21 protein-coding genes and 1 pseudogene are annotated in these 22,876 nt (G+C 67.3%); 7 read left to right on the forward strand and 15 right to left on the reverse strand.

Going from position 1 to position 22,876, the window contains the following annotated elements; all coding sequences use genetic code 11:
- Positions 1 to 49: 49 nt before the first annotated feature.
- Positions 50 to 1,093 carry a DUF2336 domain-containing protein gene (locus FPZ24_RS06740; RefSeq protein ID WP_146570418.1) on the forward strand — a complete coding sequence of 348 codons (1,044 nt, stop codon included), beginning with the start codon at positions 50 to 52 and terminating at the stop codon, positions 1,091 to 1,093.
- Complete coding sequence (locus FPZ24_RS06745) at positions 1,090 to 2,442, forward strand: sensor histidine kinase (RefSeq protein WP_146570421.1); 1,353 nt, start codon at positions 1,090 to 1,092, stop codon at positions 2,440 to 2,442. The genes FPZ24_RS06740 and FPZ24_RS06745 overlap by 4 nt, the downstream gene beginning before the upstream one ends.
- A 169-nt stretch (positions 2,443 to 2,611) precedes the next feature.
- On the opposite strand, the gene FPZ24_RS06750 is transcribed toward FPZ24_RS06745, so the two are convergent.
- The 3 genes and pseudogenes from FPZ24_RS06750 to gltX all read right to left on the reverse strand — a co-directional run bounded on the left by FPZ24_RS06750 (position 2,612) and on the right by gltX (position 5,527).
- Positions 2,612 to 2,800 (reverse strand): hypothetical protein, encoded by a 189-nt coding sequence (locus tag FPZ24_RS06750; RefSeq protein WP_146570423.1) that lies wholly within the window; start codon positions 2,798 to 2,800, stop codon positions 2,612 to 2,614.
- A complete protein-coding gene (locus FPZ24_RS06755; RefSeq protein WP_146570425.1) occupies positions 2,800 to 4,077 on the reverse strand; it encodes a citrate synthase in 1,278 nt (425 codons plus the stop codon). Before FPZ24_RS06755 ends, FPZ24_RS06750 begins: the two co-directional genes overlap by 1 nt.
- Before the next feature lie 20 nt (positions 4,078 to 4,097).
- A pseudogene (gene gltX, locus FPZ24_RS06760) lies at positions 4,098 to 5,527 on the reverse strand (glutamate--tRNA ligase).
- Between the two features lie 28 nt (positions 5,528 to 5,555).
- Between gltX and FPZ24_RS06765 the strand changes: the two are divergent.
- Entirely contained in the window at positions 5,556 to 7,799 is a 2,244-nt protein-coding gene (locus FPZ24_RS06765; RefSeq protein WP_146570428.1) for a ComEC/Rec2 family competence protein, read from the forward strand.
- On the opposite strand, the gene FPZ24_RS06770 is transcribed toward FPZ24_RS06765, so the two are convergent.
- The 3 genes from FPZ24_RS06770 to FPZ24_RS06780 are packed head-to-tail and all read right to left on the reverse strand — an operon-like array spanning position 7,713 to position 10,059.
- A complete protein-coding gene (locus FPZ24_RS06770) occupies positions 7,713 to 8,135 on the reverse strand; it encodes a PaaI family thioesterase (RefSeq protein ID WP_146570430.1) in 423 nt (140 codons plus the stop codon). The genes FPZ24_RS06765 and FPZ24_RS06770 overlap by 87 nt on opposite strands.
- Positions 8,136 to 8,816 carry a transcriptional repressor LexA gene (gene lexA, locus FPZ24_RS06775; protein WP_146570432.1) on the reverse strand — a complete coding sequence of 227 codons (681 nt, stop codon included), beginning with the start codon at positions 8,814 to 8,816 and terminating at the stop codon, positions 8,136 to 8,138.
- A gap of 55 nt (positions 8,817 to 8,871) precedes the next feature.
- The gene (locus tag FPZ24_RS06780; RefSeq protein WP_146570434.1) at positions 8,872 to 10,059 is read right to left on the reverse strand and encodes a molybdopterin molybdotransferase MoeA; all 1,188 of its coding nucleotides are present in this window, start codon (positions 10,057 to 10,059) and stop codon (positions 8,872 to 8,874) included.
- A 97-nt stretch (positions 10,060 to 10,156) separates the two neighbouring features.
- On the opposite strand from FPZ24_RS06780, the gene FPZ24_RS06785 reads away from it, so the two are divergent.
- Positions 10,157 to 10,552 (forward strand): (R)-mandelonitrile lyase, encoded by a 396-nt coding sequence (locus FPZ24_RS06785; RefSeq protein WP_146570436.1) that lies wholly within the window; start codon positions 10,157 to 10,159, stop codon positions 10,550 to 10,552.
- A 68-nt stretch (positions 10,553 to 10,620) separates the two neighbouring features.
- On the opposite strand, the gene moaC is transcribed toward FPZ24_RS06785, so the two are convergent.
- From moaC to FPZ24_RS06805, 4 genes are read right to left on the reverse strand one after another with little or no spacing between them, the layout of a single operon-like run.
- The gene (gene moaC, locus FPZ24_RS06790) at positions 10,621 to 11,091 is read right to left on the reverse strand and encodes a cyclic pyranopterin monophosphate synthase MoaC (protein ID WP_146570438.1); all 471 of its coding nucleotides are present in this window, start codon (positions 11,089 to 11,091) and stop codon (positions 10,621 to 10,623) included.
- Positions 11,084 to 11,872, reverse strand: coding sequence for an indole-3-glycerol phosphate synthase TrpC (trpC, locus tag FPZ24_RS06795; RefSeq protein ID WP_146570440.1), 789 nt, complete (start codon positions 11,870 to 11,872; stop codon positions 11,084 to 11,086). The genes moaC and trpC overlap by 8 nt, the downstream gene beginning before the upstream one ends.
- A complete protein-coding gene (gene trpD, locus FPZ24_RS06800; RefSeq protein WP_146570442.1) occupies positions 11,869 to 12,864 on the reverse strand; it encodes an anthranilate phosphoribosyltransferase in 996 nt (331 codons plus the stop codon). The genes trpC and trpD overlap by 4 nt, the downstream gene beginning before the upstream one ends.
- Positions 12,861 to 13,445: an anthranilate synthase component II gene (locus tag FPZ24_RS06805; RefSeq protein WP_146570444.1), complete on the reverse strand. Its 585-nt coding sequence runs from the start codon at positions 13,443 to 13,445 to the stop codon at positions 12,861 to 12,863. The genes trpD and FPZ24_RS06805 overlap by 4 nt, the downstream gene beginning before the upstream one ends.
- 146 nt (positions 13,446 to 13,591) lie before the next feature.
- On the opposite strand from FPZ24_RS06805, the gene FPZ24_RS06810 reads away from it, so the two are divergent.
- Positions 13,592 to 14,014, forward strand: a complete 423-nt coding sequence (locus FPZ24_RS06810) for a hypothetical protein (RefSeq protein WP_146570446.1) — start codon at positions 13,592 to 13,594, stop codon at positions 14,012 to 14,014.
- Between the two features lie 85 nt (positions 14,015 to 14,099).
- On the opposite strand, the gene FPZ24_RS06815 is transcribed toward FPZ24_RS06810, so the two are convergent.
- Both FPZ24_RS06815 and FPZ24_RS06820 read right to left on the reverse strand, forming a co-directional pair.
- Complete coding sequence (locus FPZ24_RS06815; protein ID WP_146570448.1) at positions 14,100 to 15,608, reverse strand: anthranilate synthase component I family protein; 1,509 nt, start codon at positions 15,606 to 15,608, stop codon at positions 14,100 to 14,102.
- 5 nt (positions 15,609 to 15,613) lie between these two features.
- Positions 15,614 to 17,596 (reverse strand): peptidylprolyl isomerase, encoded by a 1,983-nt coding sequence (locus FPZ24_RS06820; RefSeq protein WP_186729106.1) that lies wholly within the window; start codon positions 17,594 to 17,596, stop codon positions 15,614 to 15,616.
- Positions 17,597 to 17,715: 119 nt separating this feature from the next.
- Between FPZ24_RS06820 and tpiA the strand changes: the two genes are divergently transcribed.
- Together tpiA and FPZ24_RS06830 are read left to right on the forward strand one after the other, a co-directional pair.
- Positions 17,716 to 18,468 carry a triose-phosphate isomerase gene (tpiA, locus tag FPZ24_RS06825; RefSeq protein ID WP_146570452.1) on the forward strand — a complete coding sequence of 251 codons (753 nt, stop codon included), beginning with the start codon at positions 17,716 to 17,718 and terminating at the stop codon, positions 18,466 to 18,468.
- 2 nt (positions 18,469 to 18,470) lie between these two features.
- A complete protein-coding gene (locus FPZ24_RS06830) occupies positions 18,471 to 19,010 on the forward strand; it encodes a cupin domain-containing protein (protein ID WP_146570454.1) in 540 nt (179 codons plus the stop codon).
- Here FPZ24_RS06830 and FPZ24_RS06835 read toward each other — a convergent pair.
- Genes FPZ24_RS06835 through FPZ24_RS06845 form a run of 3 tightly spaced genes read right to left on the reverse strand, consistent with a single transcriptional unit; the run spans position 19,007 to position 22,828 of the window.
- Complete coding sequence (locus FPZ24_RS06835) at positions 19,007 to 20,389, reverse strand: leucyl aminopeptidase family protein (RefSeq protein ID WP_146570456.1); 1,383 nt, start codon at positions 20,387 to 20,389, stop codon at positions 19,007 to 19,009. The genes FPZ24_RS06830 and FPZ24_RS06835 overlap by 4 nt on opposite strands.
- Positions 20,386 to 21,810: a serine hydrolase domain-containing protein gene (locus FPZ24_RS06840; RefSeq protein ID WP_146570458.1), complete on the reverse strand. Its 1,425-nt coding sequence runs from the start codon at positions 21,808 to 21,810 to the stop codon at positions 20,386 to 20,388. Before FPZ24_RS06840 ends, FPZ24_RS06835 begins: the two co-directional genes overlap by 4 nt.
- A 46-nt stretch (positions 21,811 to 21,856) precedes the next feature.
- Positions 21,857 to 22,828, reverse strand: coding sequence for a hypothetical protein (locus tag FPZ24_RS06845; protein ID WP_146570460.1), 972 nt, complete (start codon positions 22,826 to 22,828; stop codon positions 21,857 to 21,859).
- Between the last annotated feature and the right edge of the window lie 48 nt (positions 22,829 to 22,876).

Below are 22,876 nucleotides of genomic sequence, written 5' to 3' on the forward strand. Positions count from 1 at the left end.
CTTTCTGACTAACCGCAATTTAACGACGTGCCGCCTATTAGCTTTCCCCATGTCGACCGACGAACGCGACATTGGGGACGGCGACCGCAACGGCGCCAGTCGGCTGCTCGCGCGCGCGGCGGCCGCGCTGAGCCGCGCCGATCGCGGATTGGCGCAGACGATCGACGATTTCTTCCTACCCGAAGACGCGCGGCTCGACGACCGCACCCGCGCGACGCTGACGGTCACGCTGGCCGCGATGGTAGCGGCGGTCGAAGGCGATTTGCGGCGGCGTGCGGCGCGGTCGCTGGCGGCGGCGGGCGAAGGGGTGGCGGTGCTCGACCGGCTGACCGGTGCCGGGCTGTTGCGCGATCCCGGCCTGATGCGCGAACTGATCGCGCGGACCCGGCTCGATTTGCTTGCCGATGCGCTGACGACGGCGGCACCTGACGATGCCGGTGCGCCGAGCCTGCTCGCCCGGCTGACCGCGAGCGGCGACGGCCAGGTTGCCAATGCCGCGCTGACGCTGATGGCGACGGAAGGGCGCCGCCGCGGTTTCCTCGACACCGGGCGCCTGAGCCACACCGAACTCCCCGCGGAATTGCACCACCGGCTGGTCTGGTGGGTCGCGGCGGCGATCCTCGAACAGCTTGCCGATGGCGATGCGGGTCGGGTCATGGCCGATGCCGGGCTGCATGCGCTCGGTGGGCATGACGAAAGCGACCGAGCCGAGACGGCGGCGGTGCGTCTTGCGACCACGATCGATCCGCAGCCGGCCGAGTTGCCCGCGCTGCTGACCCACGCGCTCGGCGACCGCAATCTATCGCTGTTCGTGGCGCTGCTGGCCTTTGCCCTCCGCATGGATTTCGCGGTTGCGCGGCAACTCGTCGTCGCGGGTGGCGATCCGCTCTGGCTCGCGTTGCGGGCGATCGATCTCGATCGTGCGACGATCGCGCGGATCGGTCTCGCGCTGAGCAATGACGTCGATGCGTTCGCCGACCAGCTCGACGCGATCGTGGCCGTCAGCCCAGCCGACGCACGCGCGGCCCTGTCGTCGCTCGCGCTGCCGGCCGATCTCCGTGCGGCGATTGCCGCCTTGGCGGCCGCGCGATGAGCGAGGTGGCGGTCCATGGGCTGGTCGATCGCGACGGGCGTCTGATCGAAGCGGGCGGTCCGCTCGACGAACTCAACACGCGTGCCGGGGGCGCGCTCGGTCAGCCGTTCGCGGTGCCGCAAGTCGCGGTGCTGGCGCATCTCGCGCAACGGCTGGGGGTCACCGTGTCGCGCCACGTCCTCGCGGCGGACGGCCCCGACGAAGTCGAATTGTGGGTCCGCGCCGAGCCGCAGGACCAGGGCGTCAAGCTTGCGATCAGCGGCTGGCGGATCAAGGCGCCGTGGACGCCGCCGGTCGACGCGGCGCGGCGCGAGCGCGACCTGTTGCTGCGCGATGCCGATTGGTCGTGGGAGACCGACGCGACGCTCCACCTGACGGCGATCGGTGTCGAGGCGGCGAGCCAGGGGATCGATCCCAATGGCCTGCTCGGCCAGCCGCTCGACGCGCTGATGACGCCGCGGCCCGACGCGCAAGGCACGATGCCGATGTTCGCGGTCCTGCTCGCGCACGGACCGTTCGACGATCAACCCGCGACGATCCGCGCGACCGGCGCTAGCGTCATGCTGTCGGCCAGGCCGCGGCTCGATACGGCGGGCAAGTTCGCCGGCTATGTCGGGGCGGCGCGCGCAGTGACGGCTACGCCGGCGCCGGCCGATTTCGATCCCGAAGCGCTGACCGAGGCGTTCGGTGAGCGCCTGCAACGCGCGCTCCGCCAGCCGCTCGGCCGGATCATCGCCAATGCCGACAGCATCAATGCCCAGACCGACGGGCCGATCCGCCAGGATTATGTCGATTACGCCGCGGATATCGCGAGCGCGGGCCGGCATCTGATGGCGCTGGTCGAGGATCTCGTCGATCTCCAGGCGATCGAGCGGCCCGACTTCATGGCTGCGGCCGAGCCGATCGACCTCGCCGATATCGGCCGCCGCGCCGCAGGCTTGCTGAGCGTCCGCGCGAGCGAGCGCGGCGTGCGCGTCGATCGGCCACAGGACGACGATAGCGCCCCCGCGACCGGCGAATTCAAGCGCGTGCTGCAGATTCTGGTCAATCTGATCGGCAATGCGGTGCGCTATTCGCCCGACGGCGGGATGGTGTGGGTGCGCACGCATCGCGACCGCCACGCCGCGGTGATCATCGTGGCCGACCAGGGCAAGGGCATCGCGGCGGAGGACCAGGAACGCATCTTCGAGAAGTTCGAGCGCGTCGATCCCAGCGAGCCGGGCGGCAGCGGACTGGGTCTGTATATCGCCCGCCGGCTGGCGCGCGCGATGGGCGGCGACCTGACCGTCGATTCGGCACCAGGCGAGGGGGCTCGCTTCATGCTGAGCCTGCCGGCCGCCGCTGCCTGAAAAACGGGCAAAGTTGACACCAAGTTGACACTAGCGACGATGTTTTGAACTGCGCCGCATAACGCCATGCTGCCGACCGGCATTCAGCGGAGGGGCGACGAGCAATCGAGGCGATGCGGGCGGGCATGACGGCAGTCTGTCACGCGAAATCCTACATTGGTAGAGATATTTACCGCCGCCGCGCCCACCAGTTCAGCAGGACGCCTGCGGCCGCGAGCAGAATGCCCCACACCGCCCAAATCCGCTGATCGACCATGAAACTCGACGCCGGCCAATGGATCAGCCCGAGGCCCTGGCCGACCCACAGCGCGCCCATCAGGATCGCCAGGCTGCCCAGGACGCTCAGGAGGAAACGCATCAGCGTTTGTCCAGCGGCACGTAATCGCGCTGGGTCGGGCCGGTGTACAACTGGCGCGGGCGGCCGATCTTCTGCGCAGGATCGCTGATCATCTCGTTCCACTGCGCGACCCAGCCGACCGTGCGCGCGAGCGCGAACAACGCGGTGAACATCGTGGTCGGGAACCCGATCGCCGACAGGATCACGCCCGAATAGAAATCGACGTTCGGGAACAGCTTCTTGTCGATGAAATACGGGTCGTTCAGCGCCATATGCTCGAGCTGCAGCGCGACGTCGAACACCGGATCGTTGACCTTCAGCGCGTCGAACACTTCGCGCACGGTCTGTTGCATCACGGTCGCACGGGGATCGTAATTCTTGTAGACGCGATGGCCGAAGCCCATCAGGCGGAACGGATCGTTCTTGTCCTTGGCGCGGGCGATGAATTCCGGGATGCGATCGGGCGTGCCGATTTCGCGCAGCATGTTGAGCGCGGCTTCGTTCGCGCCGCCATGCGCCGGACCCCACAGACACGCGATACCCGCCGCGATGCACGCGAAAGGGTTGGCGCCCGACGAGCCCGCCAAGCGCACGGTCGAGGTCGACGCGTTCTGCTCGTGATCGGCGTGGAGGATGAAGATGCGGTCGAGCGCCTTTTCGACGACCGGGTTCACTTCGTACGGCTCGGCCGGCACGCCGAACGTCATGCGCAGGAAGTTGCCGGTGTAGCTCAGCGAGTTGTCCGGATAGAGGAACGGCTGACCGGCGGCATATTTGTACGCCATCGCAGCGATCGTCGGCATCTTCGCGATCAGGCGGTGCGACGCGATCATCCGCTGGTGCGGATCGTTGATGTCGGTCGAATCGTGGTAGAACGCGCTCAGCGCGCCGACCACGCCGCACATCACCGCCATCGGGTGCGCGTCACGCCGGAACCCGCGATAGAAGGTCGCGAGCTGTTCGTGCAGCATCGTGTGGCGCGTGATCGTGTGCGTGAAGTCGTGAAGCTCCTTCGCCGACGGCAATTCGCCGTTGAGCAGCAGGTAGCTGACCTCCATGAAGCTCGATTCTTCCGCCAGCTGGCCGATCGGATAGCCGCGATGGAGCAGCACGCCTTCGTCGCCGTCGATGTAGGTCAGCGCGCTTTCGCACGATGCGGTCGAGGTGAAGCCCGGATCGTAGGTGAACATGCCGGTGTCGGCATAGAGCTTGCGGATGTCGATCACGTCGGGACCGACCGTGCCCGACATCACCGCATAATCGTGATTGCCGAGCTTGATGGAGGCGTTGTCGGTCATCGTAACTTCCCTTCGAATCCTTACGCCATCCGGTCGGCGATGCGGCCCAGGCTTTCATCGCGGCCGAGCACGGCGAGCACGTCGAAGATGCCGGGGGAGGTGCGCTTGCCGGTCAGCGCCGCGCGTAGCGGCTGTGCGACCTGGCCCAGCTTGACCCCGGCGTCCTCGGCAACCCGCCGGACCGCTTCTTCTAATGTCTCCGTATCCCAGCTTTCGGCGGCGTCAAGCGCCGTGTGCAGGTGCGAAAGAAGGGCGCGGGCATCGCCCTCCAGCAACGGTGCCGCGTCGGCGTCGATCGCCAGTGGCCGGACGGCAAAAGGAACGCGCTGCCGTCCGCCAGCTCATTCAGATTGGCCGCACGAGCCTTCAGAAAGGGCATGGTGCGGCGCAGCAGATCACGCTGCGAGTCGTCGATCGCGTGCGGCAGTCGCGCGGCGACCAGATCGGCCAGCCGAGCATCGTCGGCCTCCCGAATATAATGACCGTTCAGGTTCTCGAGCTTCTTCAGATCGAACCGGCTTGGTGATTTGCCGACGCCCGACAAATCGAACCATTCGATCGCCTGATTGCGGCTGATGATCTCATCGTCGCCATGCCCCCAGCCGAGCCGGAGCAGATAATTGTCGACCGCTTCGGGCAGCAGTCCCATCTCGTCGCGATAGGCATCGACCCCTAACGCGCCGTGTCGCTTCGAGAGTTTCGCCCCGTCCGATCCGTGGATCAGCGGGATGTGCGCGTAAACCGGCTCCGGCCAGCCCATCGCGCGGTAGATCGGCAATTGGCGGAACGCATTGTTGAGGTGATCGTCGCCGCGAATGACGTGGGTCACGCCCATGTCGTGATCGTCCACCACCACCGCGAGCATATAGGTCGGCGTGCCGTCGGAGCGGAGAAGCACGAGATCGTCGATCTCGGCATTCTGCACCGTGACCTCGCCCTGGACGCGATCGTGGATCGTCGTCGCGCCCTCGGTCGGGGCCTTGAGGCGGATGACGAAGGGCTTGCCCTCTTCGTTCGGGGTCTTGTCTCGCCACGGCGAGCGGATGCGCAGCGGCTTCTTCGCCGCCTCCGCTTCGGCGCGCATCTGGGCGAGTTCGTCCTGGGTCAGGTAGCAGCGATAGGCCGCCCCCTTTTCGACCATCTCGCGCGCCACTGCGGCATGACGATCCGCGCGGGAGAATTGGTAGATCTCGTCGCCGTCCCACTCGAGATCGAGCCAGCGCATCCCGTCGAGGATCGCCTCGATCGCCGGCTGGGTCGACCGCGCGCGATCGGTATCCTCGATCCGCAGCAGGAACTTCCCGCCATGGTGGCGCGCGTAGAGCAGGTTGAACAGCGCGGTGCGGGCGCCGCCGATATGAAGATAGCCGGTCGGCGAAGGCGCGAACCGGGTGACGACTGGCGTGGCGGATGCGCCCGCGGGCGATCCGGGATCAGAACTTGCGCTCAACCGCGCGTGCTCCCAAGCTGAGTGACATATGGCGACGATCGCCGAGGGGGCTCCTAGCACGCGTAACTTGTGGCTTCAAACGCAGGCCGCAAGGGGTCGGCGTGCGCGCGGCGCACTCGAGCTGTGGCTGGAGGCGGAGCGGGATCAGTTGCCGTTGTGGCTACCGGTCGCATTGGGTGGAGGGATCGCGGCGTGGTTCGTGCTGTCCGACCCGGCGCAGTGGATTGCGTCGATGTGCTGTCTCGCGGCGCTGGCGTTGGCGGCGACAGCGGTGGGGCGGCATGGTCGGGCGGGGAGGGCGGTCGCGATCGGCGCGGCGGTTGCCGCGCTGGGGATCGGGCTGGCGTGGTGGCGCGCGAATTCGGTCGCGGCGCCGGTGCTGACGTGGCCGGCGATCGTGACAATGACCGCGCGGGTCGAGAGTGTCGAGCCATTGCCGGCGCGGGAATTGGTGCGGCTGCGATTGGCGCCCCTGTCGGTGGAGGATGGCGCAAAGAGTGGCGAGGGGCGTCCGCCGGTAGCGTTGCCGCCGAGGATCCGGGTCAACCTTGCCCAAACCGATGCGCCGACGGGGCTCGGGCCTGACGTTATCATCAAGCTGCAAGCCCGTCTCATGCCGCCCAACGAGGCTACGGTACCCGGCGCGTATGATTTCCGCCGCGTCGCCTGGTTCGATCGGCTCGGCGCGACGGGGAAAGGAATCGCACCGGTGACGGTGGTGACGCCCGGGACCCAGTCGAACGGACTACGCGCGCGCCTCGCCGCGCACATCGAAGCGCAGGTCGCCGGCAGCGCGGGTGGGATCGCGGCCGCGCTGGCGGCGGGCGACGAGGGCGCGATCGGCGAGGCGGACTCCGATGCGATGCGTCGTTCGGGGCTCGCGCATCTGCTGTCGGTCAGCGGATTGCACATCACCGCCGTCGTCGCGGCGACGATCTGGGCGGTCACGCGGCTGCTCGCCTTGTGGCCGTGGCTCGCGCTTCGCACGCGTATCCCGGTGATCGCGGCAGGCGTCGGCGCGCTCGCCGCGATCGGCTATACGCTGCTGACCGGTGGACAGGTGCCGACCGCGCGGTCGTGCATTGCGGCCCTCCTGGTAATGGCGGCGCTGGCGATGGGACGCGAGGCGATCACGCTCCGGCTGGTCGCGGCGGGCGCGTTCGTCGTGCTGCTCCTGTGGCCCGAGGCGCTGATGGGCCCGAGCTTCCAGCTGAGCTTTGCCGCCGTCGCCACGATCGTCGCGCTGCACGAGCATCCACGGGTGAAAGCCTGGTTCATGAAGCGCGACGAGGCGTGGTGGCGCAAGGTCGGGCGCGAGGTCGGGTCGCTGTTGCTGACCGGCGTGATGGTCGAGGCCGCGCTGGCGCCGATCGCGCTCTACCATTTCCACAAGAGCGGGCTGTACGGCGCGTTCGCCAATATCGTCGCGATCCCGCTGACCACGTTCGTGATCATGCCGGCCGAGGCCTTAGCGCTGGCGTTCGACGCGGTCGGGCTGGGCGCGCCGTTCTGGTGGGTGACGGGCAAAGCGCTCGCGCTGCTGCTGTGGATCGCGCGCATCGCGGCGGGCGCGCCGGGGTCGCTCGCGATGCTGCCGGCGATGCCGGGCGGCGCGTATGGATTGATGGTCGCGGGCGGTTTGGTCGTCGCGTTGCTGCGAATGCGCGCGCGGTTTATCGGACTGGCACCGTTCGCGGTGGGGGCGGTCTGGGCGCTGATGACGCCCGCGCCGGACCTGCTCGTCTCGGGCGACGGCCAGCATCTAGCGGTGCGCACGCCGGACGGGCGCATCGCGATGCTGCGCGACAAGGCCGGCGACTATGCCCGCGACACGATGGCGGAAAATGCCGGCGTCGACGGCGAGGCGCTGCTGCTGTCCGAACAGCCGTTCGCGTCGTGCAGCCGCGATGCGTGTCTGGCGACGATCGTGTCGGGCGGCCGCTCCTTCCGCATCCTCGCGACGCGCAGCCTCTACCAACTCCCGATCGAGCAACTCGCCGACGCCTGCCGATCGGCCGATATCGTCGTCAGCGATCGCCGCTTGCCGCGCACCTGCACGCCGACTTGGCTCAAGCTCGACGCGCCGACATTGCGCAAGACCGGCGGCGTCGCGATCGCGCTGTCGAGTGGGCGGGTCGTCACCGTCCGCTCGACTGACGACCGCCATCCGTGGATGACGGCGCGGTCAGGAGGTTCGCGCGAGCCCGGCGGTGGGAACGACGCGCGCGGACGCGGTAGCGGTCGCAACGATGCGGCCACTGTCGTCCCGTAACTCACCTTCGAGAAACGCGATCGTCTTACCGAGCTGGACGATGCGGCCGTCGCCGATCAGCCGTCCGGGCTTGGCCGGCGCCAGGAACCGCACCGACAGGTCGATCGTCGCGCAATAAGCAGCGCCATCGGTCTTCACCAAGACTGCCGGCCCCAGCGTGTCGTCGAGCATCGCCGCGACGAAACCGCCCTGGATGTTGCCACCGGGATTGCAGAAAGCGGGCCTAGCCTCGAACGCGATCCGCACGGCACCGGTCGCCGGATCGGCCGCCAGCAGCTCCCAGCCTAGCGTCTCCGCACAAGGCGGTTTCGGAAAACGATCGAAGACGCTCGACACTTAGTCGTAGCGCCGCAGCAACCCCGCCAGGCGTCCCTGCACGCGGACTTGCGCCGGAGCGTAACGCTGCGGATCGTATGCCCGGTTGGCCGGGTCGAGCCGGACCATCGCGCCCTCGCGGCGGAAATATTTGAGCGTCGCTTCGCTATCCTCGATCAGCGCTACGACGATCTCGCCGTCGCGCGCGGTCTCGGTGCGGCGGATCAACGCATAGTCGCCGTCGAGAATACCGGCCTCGACCATCGAATCGCCCGACACTTCGAGCGCGTAATGTTCGCCATTGCCGAGCAAGGCCGCGGGGACCGCAAGCATCGACGATCCTTCGAATGCTTCGATCGGGACACCGGCGGCGATGCGGCCGTGCAGCGGGATTTCGATCACGTCGTTGGCCGGTTCGGGCATCGGACGGTAATTGTTACCCTTCGGCAGCGTCGCCGTGGTCGCAGCGGGCCGCTTGGCCTCGGCACGCTCGGGCATCTTGAGCACTTCGAGCGCGCGCGCGCGGTTGGGCAGGCGACGCAGGAACTGTCGCTCCTCCAATGCGGAGATCAGGCGATGCACGCCCGATTTCGACTTGAGGTCGAGCGCTTCCTTCATTTCCTCGAACGACGGCGACACCCCGGTATCGGCAAGCCGGTCGTTGATGAAGCAGATGAGTTCGTGCTGCTTCTTCGTGAGCATGATGTTCCTCCGTCCAGAACAGACGCGGAACCAATATGGAACATTCCGAACCAAGTCAAGCGAGCGTAACGATCTCCACGTCGTCGCCGATTTGCGCGGGCGGCGCATGCGGCGAACGGACGATCAGGCAGTCGGCGCGGGCGAGGGTGGCAAGCATCGAACTGTCCTGGATCGGCGCCATGGCGACGCGTCCGTCGCATGTCGTGGCACGGAGATAATCCTGACGGTGATCGTTGGCCGGCAGGGGCTCGGCGAGCGTCGCGGTGATCGTTTTGGGTAGCGGATCGGCCGTACCCGCCATCGCCGCGATCAACGGGCGGAGGAACAGGGTCGCGGTGACGAACGCCGATACCGGATTGCCCGGCAAGCCGAGCACGACCGCGTCGCCGAGCGCTCCCGCGAGCATCGGCTTGCCCGGCCGGATCGCGATCCGCCAGAAATCGATGACGCCGCCGACGGCTTCGAGGGCGGGCCGGACGAGGTCGTGATCCCCGACCGATGCGCCGCCGGTGGTCACGATGATGTCGGCCTTCGCGCGGGAGAAGGCAGTCTTGAGCGCGTCGAGCTCGTCAGGGACGATGCCGAGCAGCGTCACATCGACGGGCAGATCGGCGAGCATCGCCGCGAGCATCGTGCTGTTGCCTTCGGGCAGGGCAAGCGGATCGTCCGACATCGCGCCCGGCGCGATCAACTCGTCGCCGGTCGCCAGGATCGCCACGCGCAACCGCCGGTTGACGACGAGCTCGCCATGGCCACCTGTCGCCGCCAGCGCGATCCGCGCCGGGGTCAGCCGTTCGCCGGCGGCGATCAGCGTATCGCCCGCGGTGAAATCTAGACCCTGGCGCCGGACGCTCATGCCGAGCCGTGGTGGGCCTTGGCCGGCGAGTATCAATGTGTCGCCGTTGCGCGAAGCCTCCTCCTGCACAAGCACGCTGTCCGTTCCCGCAGGCATCGTCGCGCCGGTGAACACGCGCGCCGCTTCGCCTGGACCGACCGGCCCGAAAAACGGCCGCCCCGCCGCGCTCTCGCCGGCCACGCGCCAGGGCCCGGGCAGGTCGGCGAAGCGGATCGCGTAACCGTCCATCGACGACAAGTCGGCTGCGGGTTGGGAGCGGCGTGCAACGACGGGCTCGGCCAGCCATCGTCCGGCCGCTTGCGGGAGCGGCACCGTCTCCGCCGCAACGCGCGGCGCCATTGCGAACAGCCGTACCTGCGCGTCGGCGACGGGGAGGAGCGAACTCATGTTGGGACCATGGCACGAACCCGCCGCATTGTTACAGTCCCCTTGCGGATCGTACTGGTGTCCAAGGCGTTGGACTGCAACCGATCGGGAGGACATCGTGGATATCAAGCGCAGCGGATCGCAGCCATCGGCCCCGGGGCCGGCCGACTATTTCACCGGCACGGTCCGGCTCGATGCGCCGTTCAAGACCGAAGCTCCTGCGCGGGTTGGCGGTGCGACGGTGACATTCGAACCAGGAGCACGGACGGCGTGGCATACGCATCCATTGGGCCAAACGCTGATCGTGACGGCCGGGCTGGGTTGGGCGCAGCGCGAAGGGGGAGCGCGCGAGGAAATCCGGCCGGGCGACATCATCTGGTTCGCGCCCGGCGAAAAGCATTGGCACGGCGCAACCGCCTCCACGGCGATGACGCATATCGCGATCGCCGAGGCGCTCGACGGCAAGGTCGTGGATTGGCTGGAAAAGGTGACCGACGAACAATATGGCGGGTAGTCGCGTCACGCGTCGCGGGCGAGGCTTGCGATACTTTCGCACATCGCGTGTAACGACGGAATGTCCGGCTAGGGCGCGGTCCAGTACCCCGATTTGCCGCCGCTTTTCTCCAGCAGCCGCACGTCGCCGATCGTCATGCCTTTGTCGATCGCCTTGGCCATGTCGTAGATCGTCAGCAGCGCAACCGACACGGCGGTCATCGCCTCCATCTCGACGCCGGTCTTGCCCGTCGTGGTGACGGTTGCGGTGGCGGTGACGCCGATGTCGTCCGTGATGAGGTCCACGGCGACGCTGGTGATCGGCAGGGGATGACAGAGCGGTATCAGGTCGCCTGTGCGCTTCGCCGCCATGATCCCGGCGACGCGCGCGACGGCGAGCACGTCGCCCTTCGCCACCGCGCCGTCGCGGATCGCGGCAGTAGCTTCGGCCGACATCGCAATGCGGCCCTCGGCCACCGCGCGCCGCGGCGTGTCGGGCTTGGCGGAGACATCGACCATTCGCGCGGCGCCTGCTTCGTCGAGATGGGTGAGGTCAGCCACCGAGCAATGCCCGCGTCGCCGCTTCCACGTCGTCGGCGCGCATCAGCGCTTCGCCGACCAGGAAGCAGTCGATCCCCTTCTCGCGCATCGCATCCAGATCGGCGCGGCCGGTAAGCCCGCTCTCCGCCACGAACGTGCATTCCGCGGGGGCTTTGCCGACGAGTTCGTAGGTGCGGTCGAAACTTACCGAGAAATCGCGCAGGTCGCGGTTGTTGACGCCGATCAGCCGCGATTTGAGCTTCAACGCGCGCTCCATTTCACGTTCGTCGTGCACCTCGACCAGCACGTCGAGCTTGCAGTCGATCGCCGCGGCTTCGATGTCCGCCATCCGCATGTCGTCGAGCGCGGCGACGATGATCAGGATCGCATCGGCGCCGAGCGCGCGGCTTTCGTGGACCTGCCAGGGGTCGATCATGAAGTCCTTGCGGATGATCGGTAGCGGCACGGTGTCATGGACGAGCGCGAGATAGGAATCGTCGCCCTGGAAATACTGTTCGTCGGTCAGGACCGAGAGGCACGTCGCACCGCCGCGTTGATAGGCCCGGGCATGTGCGGGCGGATCGAAATCCTCGCGAATCACGCCCTTGGACGGGCTCGCCTTCTTGATCTCGGCGATCAGAGCGGGGCCGGTCTTCGCCTTCTTGTCGAGCGCCGCCTTGAACCCGCGCGGGCTGTCGCGACGCGCGATCATCGCCTCCAGGCTGGCGAGCGACGTGGTAGCCTTCTTGGCGGCGACTTCGGCGCGCTTGGTCTCGATGATGCGTTGCAGGATGTCGGTCATGTGTAGGCGATCCAGCAATCGAGCAGCGTGTTGGCAAGGCCCTTGTCGATCGTCTCGGCGGCTTCCTCGGCGCCCTCCGTCAGGCTGTCGGCGTGACCCGCCACCATCAGCGCGGCAGCGGCGTTGATCAGGACGGCGTCGCGATACGCGCCATGCTCGCCTTGCAACAGTCGGCGGAGTGCGGCGGCGTTGTAGGCGGGATCGCCACCATGGATCGCGGCGATCGGGTGGCGGGGCAGACCGGCATCCTCGGGAGCAATACGCACGGGCATTGAAAGCTGGCCGACGCTGATCGCGATCGTCGGGCCGGCGCCGGACACCTCGTCCAGGCCTTCCTCGCCCGACACGATGAGCCCGGCTTCGGTGCCCAAGGACCCTAAAGCCTCGGCATAGGTTTGCGCGTAGTCGGGCCGCGCAATGCCGATCAACTGGCGGGTGACATGCGCTGGGCTCGCAAGCGGACCCATCAAGTTGAAGATCGTGCGCTTGCCGATGCGTCGGCGGATCGGGGTGATGCGCTTCATCGCCGGGTGGTGGTTGGCGGCGAACAGGAAACAGATGCCGAGGTCGGCGAGCGTCGCCTGCGCCATCGACCCGGCGCGTTCCATGTTGAGCCCCAGCGCTTCGAGCGTGTCGGCGGCGCCCGCCTTGCTCGACGCGGCGCGGTTGCCGTGCTTGGCGACGGGGACGCCGCTGGCGGCAACCACGAGCGACACGGCGGTCGAGACGTTGAGCGTGTGATGCCCGTCGCCGCCGGTGCCGCACACGTCGATCGCGCCGGCGGGGGCGTCGATCGGGATCAGGCGATCGCGCAGCGCGCGGGCGGCCTCCGCGATCTCGATGCTGGTCTCGCCGCGGTCGCTGAGCGCGATGAGGAAGTCGGCGATCGCGTCCTCGCTGGTCCTGGCGTCGAGAATGTCGGCGAACGCCAACGCCGCGGACTCGCGCGATAGCGGCGTCGAGGGATCGGGCAGCGGAGCGAAACTGCTCATGCCAGCGCCTTGGGCGTCAGACCGGCGATTGTCAGGAAGTTCGCCAGCATCGCGTGGCCATGTTCGGTCGCGATGCTTTCCGGATGGAACTGCACGCCGTGGATCGGCAAGTCGCGGTGGCGGAAACCCATGACGAAACCATCGTCGGCGGCCGCGTTGACGAGCAATTCGCCCGGAATGTCGTCGACCACCAGCGAGTGATAGCGCGTCGCGCGGAACGGTGACGGGATATCCGCGAACAGGCCGGTGCCGTCATGCGTGATCGCCGAGGTCTTGCCGTGCATCAGCCCGCCGCGCACGACGCGTCCGCCGAAATGCTGGCCGATCGATTGGTGGCCCAGGCACACGCCTAGCAACGGCTTGCCCGCGTCCGCGCAGGCCGCGACCAGATCGAGGCTGATCCCCGCCTCATTGGGGGTGCACGGTCCTGGCGAGATCAGGAACGCTTCGGCATTGCTCGCCAGCGCGTCGCCCGCGGTCAGCGCGTCGTTGCGCTCGACCCGCACCTCCTGACCCAGCTCCATCAGATAATGGACCAGGTTCCAGGTGAAACTGTCGTAATTGTCGATAACCAGGATCATCGCGGTCCCGCTAGCGGGTCTCGCCCGCGACGACAATCGACAGCACGCCTTCGTTTCGCCGTGTTTAAGCCGCTCGAGCGCTGGATTGATACGGGATCGATCCTATCTCGGGGGCGTTGATGGCATTCACTAAAAGGTCGCACCCGATGTTCCGTACCGCTTTCGCCGCTCTGACCCTGCTCGCGCTTCCCGCGACCGCCATCGCGCAAGATAAGCAGGCCGAATCCGGCCAACCGCCCAAGCGGATCAAGTCGGTGACGGTCAGTGCGACCGAAAAATGCCCCGAATCGACGGCGGACGAGATCGTCGTCTGCAATCGCGTCGACAATCCCTATCGCATCCCCAAGGAACTGCGCGACAGCGGGCCGATCCCGTCGAAGAACCAGGCCTGGACCACGCGGCTCGCGACCGACGAGCAGACCAGCCGTGAAGCGGCCGGGCTGCCGGATACGTGCTCGCCGGTCGGTACGGGCGGGCAGACCGGCTGTGCGCGCGCGGCGGCGCGCGCGTTCAAGGCCGACAAGCGCGCTCGGGGAACCAACGAGGATCCGAACCAGCCGGCGCAGTGAATTGATCGTCATCCAGCGAAAGCTGGGATCTCGTGCAGTTGCTGATCGCCTGAGACCCCAGCTTTCGCTGGGGCGACGGTTTGGACTATTGCCCGAACCGCGCGTCTTGTGCGCGCGCGACGGCTTCGCGGGCGGCGGCAAGCAGCGCGCCGGCCTTCGCCTCGCATTCGCGCTGTTCGTATTCGGGGGTAGAATCGGCGACGATACCGGCCCCCGCCTGCACGTGCATGACGCCGTCTTTCACGATCGCGGTGCGCAGCACGATGCACGAATCCATCGATCCGTCCGGTGAAAAATAGCCCACCCCGCCGGCATAAGCGCCGCGCGCTTCGGGTTCGAGTTCGGCGATGATCTCGCAGGCGCGGACCTTGGGCGCGCCGGAGACGGTGCCGGCCGGGAAGCCCGCGAACAACGCATCGAGCGCGTCCTTGGCGGGGTCTAGCTGGGCCACGACGTTCGATACGATGTGCATGACGTGGCTGTACATCTCGACGGTGTAGCTGTCGGTCACCTTGACCGATCCCGGTGTGCCGACGCGCCCGGCGTCGTTGCGCCCGAGGTCGAGCAGCATCAGATGCTCGGCGCGTTCCTTGGGATCGGCGAGCAGCGAGGCGCGATTCTCTTCGTCTTCGCTCGCGGTCTTGCCGCGCGGCCGTGTGCCGGCGATCGGCCGTATCGTGACTTCGCCGTCGCGGACGCGCACGAGGATTTCGGGGCTCGATCCCGACAGCGCGAAGTCGGGCAGATCGAGAAAATAGAGAAATGGCGAGGGGTTGATCCGTCGCAACGCGCGGTAGAGCTCGATCGGCGGCAGCGCGAACGGCGCGGTGAAACGTTGCGCCAGGACGACCTGAAAGATGTCGCCGGCCGCGATATAGTCCTTCGCCTTGAGCACCATCGACCGGTACGCGCCCGCGGGCAGTACCGGGCTCAGCGCGGGGTCGAGCAAGTCGTCGGCGCGCGGGGCAGGGGCAGGGGCGCTCGCCAGCCGCGCCGCCACCGCATCGATCCGTTCTTCCGCGAGTTCAACCGCCTTGTCGGGCGCGAGGCCCGAATCCGTCCAGAGCGGGGCGACAAGGAACAGTTGGTCGGCGAGCCGGTCGAAGATCAGCACCACGGTCGGCCGTACGAAGATCATATCCGGCAGGCCGAGGCCATCGCTGTCGGGACGCGGTAGCGTCTCGACCAGCCCGACCGTCTCGTATCCGAAATAGCCGACCAGGCAGGCAAGCGCGCGCGGCAATTCTGTCGGAACGACATCCATCCGGCACGACGCCACGAGGTCGCGGAACGCGGGCAACGTGGCTTGGCCGGCATCCTCGAACGCCGAACGATTGGTCAGCCAGTGTCGATTGATTTCCGCCCGCTCACCCTTCGCGCGAAACACCAGGTCCGGCGCCAAGCCCAACAGGCTGTGCCGCCCGCGCACCGCGCCGCCTTCGACCGATTCGAGCAGAAAGTCGCCGCGTTCGGGCTCGATCAGCTTCAGCGCGGCGGCGACCGGCGTTTCTGTGTCGGCGACTTGCCGCCGCCATACCAGGGCTGGCCGACCGGCCGCGAGCGCTTCTCGTGCCGCTGCGGCCCCTTCGACCATGTCGATTACTGCCCGTCGGGCGAGTCGCCCTGGCCCTGGCCGAGCAAGCTGGCGCGCAGGGCGTTGATCGCCGCGTCGTTGCGCTTCACGCCGACCTGGTTGCGGACCGCACGCACGAATTGCTGGCCGTATTCGTCGCCCGCCGTCGCGCCCAGGTCGCTCCGCATCTTGTTGATCAGATCGTTGTTGCCGCGCGCGTCGCCGCGCTGCACCGTGTCGGTGACGACGACGAAATAGCCGCCCTTGTACGGCGCTTCGATCATCTTCGCGGTGCCTTGCGGGATCGCGAACATCAGGATGATCGGCGGGGCTGGCTTCGACGTGAACAGCTGTCCGCGATTGGCCGCCATCGGCTTGGTCGCGTCGAGCTTCAGCCCGGTTTCGGCCAGCGCCTGCGCCAGCTTCATGCCCTTGTTGACCTTGTTCATCACGCCCGTCGCGGCGGTGCGCGCGTCGCGCAGCTGGCGATCGACGATGAAGTTCTTCTTCACTTCCTCGGCAACCGTCGCGAGCGGACGCGGTGCGGCGGCGATCACCTTGTCTAGCTTGACGAGCGCGAAGCCGCCTTCCTTGTCGATCGGCGCGAGCTGCGGCGCGTCTTCGGGCTCGGACTGGAACGCGACCGCGGCCAGCGCCATCCGCACGGGATCGGGCTGGGCCGGGGGCGGCGTCGGGGCGTCGGGATCGTTGCCGCGCTGGTCGAGCGCGGGCGACGACTGGATCGTCAGGCCCAGCTTCTTCGCGATCTCGTCGATCGTCGAACTGTTGGAGATCGCGTCGCCGATCTGCTGGCGCAGCGCGGTCGCGGCCAGCATCGTCTTCTGCTCGGTCAGCGTCTTGACCAGATCGGGCTTGGCCTGGTCGAGCGTCTTGCCCGGCACCTTCGTGATCTTTTCGAGGCGGATCACCGCCCAGCCGAGAGAGGTCTTGACCGGCCCGATCACCGCGCCTCCGGCGGCGGTGAACACTTGGTTCGCGATCGCGGGCGACGTCTGCGCGGCATAAGCCGTTTTCGACTGGTCGGCGAGCAGACCGGCGTCGAGCCCAACCGCCTTGGCCGCGGCCTCGATCGCGGTGCCGGCGCGGACCTTCGCGGCCAGCGCATCGGCGCTCTTCTGGTCGAGCAACACGACTTGACGGATCGAGCGGTTCTCGGTCGGCGCGAACTGGGCAGCGCCATCCTGATAGGCCTTGGCAATCTCGGCATCGCTGGGCGCCGACTTGGCGCGCAGATCGGCGACCGACACGGTGGCATAGCGGACCGAGCGGCGTTCCGGCACGGTGTAGCGCGCGATATTCGCCTGGTAATAGCCGGCGGCTTCGGCGTCGGTGACCGGGGCGCCGACCGGGATCTTCTTGGTGTCGATGAAGGCGACGGTGCCGGTACGCTTTTCGAGCAGCATCGACGCGTAGGGCGTCGCGACCGACACCGGCGCGAGCGGCCGGCCGAGCGATTGCGACATCAGCGGGCTGATCAACAACTGCGCCATCATGTTGCGCGCGAGTTCGTTGTGCAGGTCGCTATCGCTCAGCCGTTGCTCCGCCAGAAACTGCTTGTACCGGTCACGATCGAACTTGCCGTCGAGGCCCTTGAACTGCGGCTGCGAAGTAATCTCTGTGTCCGCCAGCGCGCGACCGATCCGCATGCCCTGGCTAAGCCCGTATTGTTCCAGCGCGGTCGAGTTGATGCGGTTTTCGAACGGCTGGTCGAACCCGCCCTTGGTGATGAATTCCTCCATCGTCAGCTGCGGATATTGCTGACGGTACATGCCGACCATCCGTTCGGTGTCGGCCCGAACCTGGTTGGCGTTCAGGTTTTCCTTGCCGATCGTGACCAGGGTCGTGCCGGCCGGCCCGCCGCTCGTCGCGTTCGAGCGCAGCCCCGTCACGTCGCCCAATCCGAATGCGAGCGCGATCACGCCCAGCACGACGAAGGTGATGATGAGTCCGACCTTCGAATTCAGAAAGCCGCGAAAGATACTGAGCATGGGTGCCGATCGAATGGAACGAGATGAAGCGCTCGCTTTAGGGGTAGGGCGCGCACGCATCAAGCGGGTTGCCTGTCCCCGCCCACGCGCTATCGCAGGGGCCGCAAACGGGAGGATCTATGGCACGCCGCAAGCTGATCGCGGGCAATTGGAAGATGAACGGCAGTCTGGCGACGCTGGGCGAACTCGACGGCATTCGGACCGCCGCGCTTGCGGCGCCGCAGGTCGATGTCGCGGTGGCCGTACCGGCGACCCTGATTGCGCCCGCCGCGCAACTGGTCCCTGGTCTCGCGATCGGTGCGGAGGACGTGCATGAGGCCGATAGCGGCGCGCATACCGGCTGCATCTCCGCCGGGATGGTCAAGGAAGCCGGCGCGATCTTCACGATCGTCGGGCATAGCGAACGCCGCGGGGACCAGCACGAAACCAGCCACGACGCGTTCATGAAATCGGCGGCCGCGCACCGCCACGGTCTCGCGGTGATCCTGTGCGTCGGCGAACTCGAGGCCGAGCGTGACGCCGGCCGGGCCGAGCGCGTGGTGCAGGCGCAGATCGAAAAGTCGCTGCCCGACGACGCGCACGCCGACTGGCTGACGCTCGCCTACGAACCGCGCTGGGCGATCGGCACGGGCCGCACGCCGACGATGGACGAGATCGCCGCGATGCACGCCATTGCCCGCGCCAAGCTGCGCCAGATGGTCGGCGACACCGCGCTCGATATGCGAATCCTCTACGGCGGGTCGGTGACGGGGACGAATGCGGCGGAGATCCTGGCCCTCGACGACGTCGATGGCGCGCTGGTCGGCGGCGCGAGCCTGACCGCCGCCAAGTTCGTGCCGATCATCGAGGCGGCGGCGGGGTTGGGAGACTAAGGATGGATCTGCTGCCGCCGCCGCGCCGCGTCCTGACCGCTATCGACACGGAAGGGCAATCCTATATCGCCGAGGACGGCCCTAGTCCGGCAGAGTTCGTCCTGCCCGGATCGGTCTATCGCAGCAGCAATATCTGGCGGACGCACGCCGCGCCGAGCGACATCGCCGCACCCGACGACATTTTCGAGCATCGTGGCGTCTTGCCGCCGGAACACGGCACCGTGATTCGCGTCATCGACATGCCGCCGATCGGGGACGCCACACCCGAACAGCGTGCCGCGATGGTCAAGGCGGTGTTCGACGCGCTGTATCCCGACGCGCGGCATCAGGAAGGCAACGATCGCAGCGCGGGCATGCACACCACTGACACGATCGACTATGCGATCGTGCTGCAGGGCGAAGTGGTCGCGGTGATGGATCGCGACGAAACGACGCTGCGTGCCGGCGATATCCTGATCCAGCGCGGCACCGCGCATAGCTGGGAGAACCGGAGCGCCACGCCGTGTCGGATCGTGTTCGTGCTGATCGCGGCGAAGCGCTAGACGTACCGCCTCTTCAGCATCGCCCACGCCGCTCTCAGTCCGTACGCCTCGCCGCCCTTGGGCCGGCCGTTCTTCGCGGTCGGACGCCAGGCGAACGTATCGAGGTGCGCCCAGGGTACGCCTTCCGGTGCGAAGCGGCGGAGGAACAGGGCGGCGGTGACGGCGCCCGCATAGCCGTTGTCGGGCGCGTTGATCAGGTCGGCGATGTCGGACTTGAGATAGTCGTCATAGCCGTCCCACAGCGGCAGGCGCCATAAGGGATCGTAGACCGCCGTTCCGACCGAGAGCAGGTCGCCGGCCAACGTTTCGTCGTTGACGAAGGTCGCCGGCAAGTCCGGACCGAGCGCGACGCGGGCCGCGCCGGTCAGCGTGGCATAGTCGATGACGAGCTCGGGCTTGTCCTCGCCTGCTTTGGTCAACGCGTCGCCGAGTACCAGGCGGCCTTCGGCGTCGGTGTTGGTGTTCTCGACCGTCAGCCCTTTGCGCGTCGCCAGCACGTCGCCGGGGCGGAAGGCATCGGCGGAAATCGCATTCTCGACCGCGGGGATCAGCAGGTGCAGCCGCACCTTCAGCCGCGCGCCCATGACCAGGCTCGCGAGCGCCAGCGCATGCGCTGCACCGCCCATATCCTTCTTCATCAGCCGCATGCCGCTCGCCGGCTTGATGTCGAGCCCGCCGCTATCGAAACACACGCCCTTGCCGATCACCGCGACGCGCGGATGCTTGGGGTTGCCCCATTCGAGTTCGATCAGGCGCGGGCTACGATGCTTGGCGGCGGCGCGGCCGACCGCGTCGATCATCGGATAGCCCTTGGTCAGCGCGTCGCCGCGCGTTACGGTCAGCTTGGCGTCGTGCCGTTTGGCGAGCTTCTCCGCTTCGGCCTCGAGTTCGGCCGGCCCCATGTCGGACGATCCGGTATTGACCAGATCGCGGACCAACGCGGTCGCCTGCGCCAGGCGTACGGTCTCGTCGATGCTCGCCGGGTCGTTGGTCAGTAGGACGCGCGGACCGCCGTCCTTGTCGGGCTTCACGTAGCGCTCGAACCGGTATTGCGCGAGCAGCCAGCCGAGTCCCGCCGCGCCGACCTCGCCCGATTTCAGCCGGTACGCACCCTCGGGCAGGAACCCCGGCTGCGACGCGATGCGCCAAGGCGACGACAGGTCCTCGTCGCAGACCAGTAGCGCCGACCAGTCATCCCCGTCGCCCGGCAGGATCGCCTTGTTGCCGGCCTTGCCCGTCACCTTCTGCGCATCGAGCAGCGCGCGAATCCGCTTCGGCTGACCCTTCAGCCAATCGGTATAGACGTCCGGATGAACGACCTCGATCGTCCGCGCCGACTGGCCGCGGTCGGCTTGCAGCAATGCGGCGAAGTCGGTCATTCGGCGGGCATCACCATGAACTGCTCGTACCGGCCCGGCGCGCCGTTGCTGGCCGCGGGTTCGGCATAGGTCACCACCGACAGCTTGCGGCCGTCGGGGTAGGTGACGAGGTAGTTGCGGTTGACGAACCCGCCGCGCAGCCGCGCCGGTCGCCGCAGTGCAAAGCTGGTCGGATCGCCGAGCTTGGTCAGGCTTTCGCGATAGTCGCCGGTGACGGTCGGGTTGAAGTAATAGATCAGATCGTCGGTCATCGCCGATCGGTCGATCGTGCCGGCGCGCACTTGGTCGAACACCGTCCGCGCGCGTGCCGTATAGGCCGTTTCGTCGTTCGCGGGCGCCGCAGCGGCCGTTGCGGGCGGCAGAATCAGCTTCGCGATCTTACCGGTGATGCTGGTGTATGCGTCCGAGAAGTCGCCGTTGACCAGCACGACCACTGCCGCCTTATCATCGGGAAATACGACGTTTTCGGACAGAAACCCGACCGCTTCGCCGCTATGTTCGATTACCTTGCGGCCGTCATTGGTGCCGATCGATACGCCAAGCCCGTAATTGCTGTTCTTGCCGTCGGTCAGCTTGACCGGCGTTTCCTGCTCCTGCCAGTCGTCGGCGGGCAGCAGCGTCCGGTTCATCCGTGCGATGTCCCATTTGGCAAGGTCGCTCGCCGACATCGACAGCTCGCCGGCCGCGAACAGCCAGCCGGCCGCCGCGGGTTCCGCGACGCGCACCGGGCCGAGCGCGTTGCGCTTATACCCTTGCGGATATTTCTTCCCGATCGCCTTGTCCTGGTCGATCGCGGTCATGCCGAGCGGCTTGAACACCTTTTCCTGGAGATAGGCGAGCAGCGGCTTGCCCGCCGCTTTCTCTGCGACCAGCCCGGCGACGACATAGCCCGTGTTCGAATATTGCCACTGCGCACCCGGATCGAAATCGAGCGGCTTCTTCGCCCAGCGATCGACGATGCCCTGCGGCGTGGTCGGCTTGGCCATCGCAGCGAAGCTGTAATCCTGCGGCCAGTAATCCTGCAGGCCGGACGTGTGCGACAGCAGTTGGCGCAGCTTGATCTTGTCGCCGCCGGAGATGCCCGGCACCCATTTCGACACCGTATCGTCGAGGCTCAACTTGCCCTCGTCCTCCAGCATCAGCAGCGCGGCGGCGGTGAATTGCTTGGAGATGGAGGCGATCTGATACGGCCGGTCGGCGCTCGCCGTCGTCATCGTCTCGGACTGTTTGCCGTATGCCTTGGCGAAAACGATCTTCCCGCCACGCACGATCGCGACCGACGCGGACGGTACCCCCGATCCGGCGAGCGCGTCGGCGACGATCGTGTCCACCTGAGCGGATTCGGTGGGCGTGAGATCCTGCGCCAAAACCGGCGTTGCGATCAGGGCGAGCGGTAGCGTGAGCAAATGGCGTGGTTTCATGCCCGCGCACCATAATCACGCAAACGCGGTGCGCTAGCCCCCTAAATCAGCGGCGCTTGCGCCTGGTCGGGCGGATCGGTTCGGCCAGGCGGGGCGGGCGTAGGGACAGACCATCGATCGGGGCGCAGCGATCCATCACCGTCCCGATCATCGCCAGCAACCGGCTCCGCGCGTCGCCGAGGCCCTGGGGCGTGACGCCGCGATCCTGCGTCTCCAGGTTCACATATGGCAGCCTGTGGAACAGCGCGAAGTTGGACAGCGATCCGTCGCTGGTCATCACGCGTTCGAGCATGATGTTCATGTCGGCGTCGGCCAGCCCGTGCACGCAGAAGCCGTCGCCGGGACCGCCGCTGCCGGGATAGGATACGATCGCGACGCTGTCGGTGTCGTCGAACGGCCAGTCGCCATAGAATGACCGGCGCGGCATGTAGAGGTCGCTGCACAACAGGACCGAGATTTCGCCTTTGCCGGTATAGGCCGGTGGCGGCGGTCCGCAGGTCGATGACGCAGCGTCGTAGCCCGGCTCGTTGGTATGGAGCGCGACGATCAGGCGCGGCGGCTGGCCGAGTCCCGCCAAGATCTCGCTGGCGTAGGCCGGGCTTTCGTCGCGGAAGTTGCGGTTGGGATCGATCGGTTTGCCGAACGCGACGTCGCCATTCATTCGGCTGTCGGGCCCATCGACCGACCGTGCTTCCTCGACCGCGATGACCTGACCGCCATAGGCGCGCACGGCGTAGATCGCGGCCTGAAACGCGGCGTTCTCGTTGTCGTGCGGCACGAACCAGAGCGGGCCGTCGGGCTTGCGCGCATTGTCGATGCGGTAGAGCCGCCAGAATGCGCGATCGTCGCGGAACTCGATGCGGGTGACCGTCAGCCCGTCCCACAGCGCAGGGTCGGCAAGGCGGGCGAAGTCATCGGTTCCCATCGTCAGCGGATCGACCGGCGTGACGATCCGCTGCTGGGCGACTGCGGCGCTCGCCGTGAGCAGGCTCAACAGGATCAACAACGCCTTAGTCATCGGCTCCGGTGTAAATCAGCGGGGTCTCAAGGCCAAAGCAAGTCGAGT

This window comes from Sphingomonas panacisoli, assembly GCF_007859635.1.
Taxonomy (GTDB): Bacteria; Pseudomonadota; Alphaproteobacteria; order Sphingomonadales; family Sphingomonadaceae; genus Sphingomonas; species Sphingomonas panacisoli.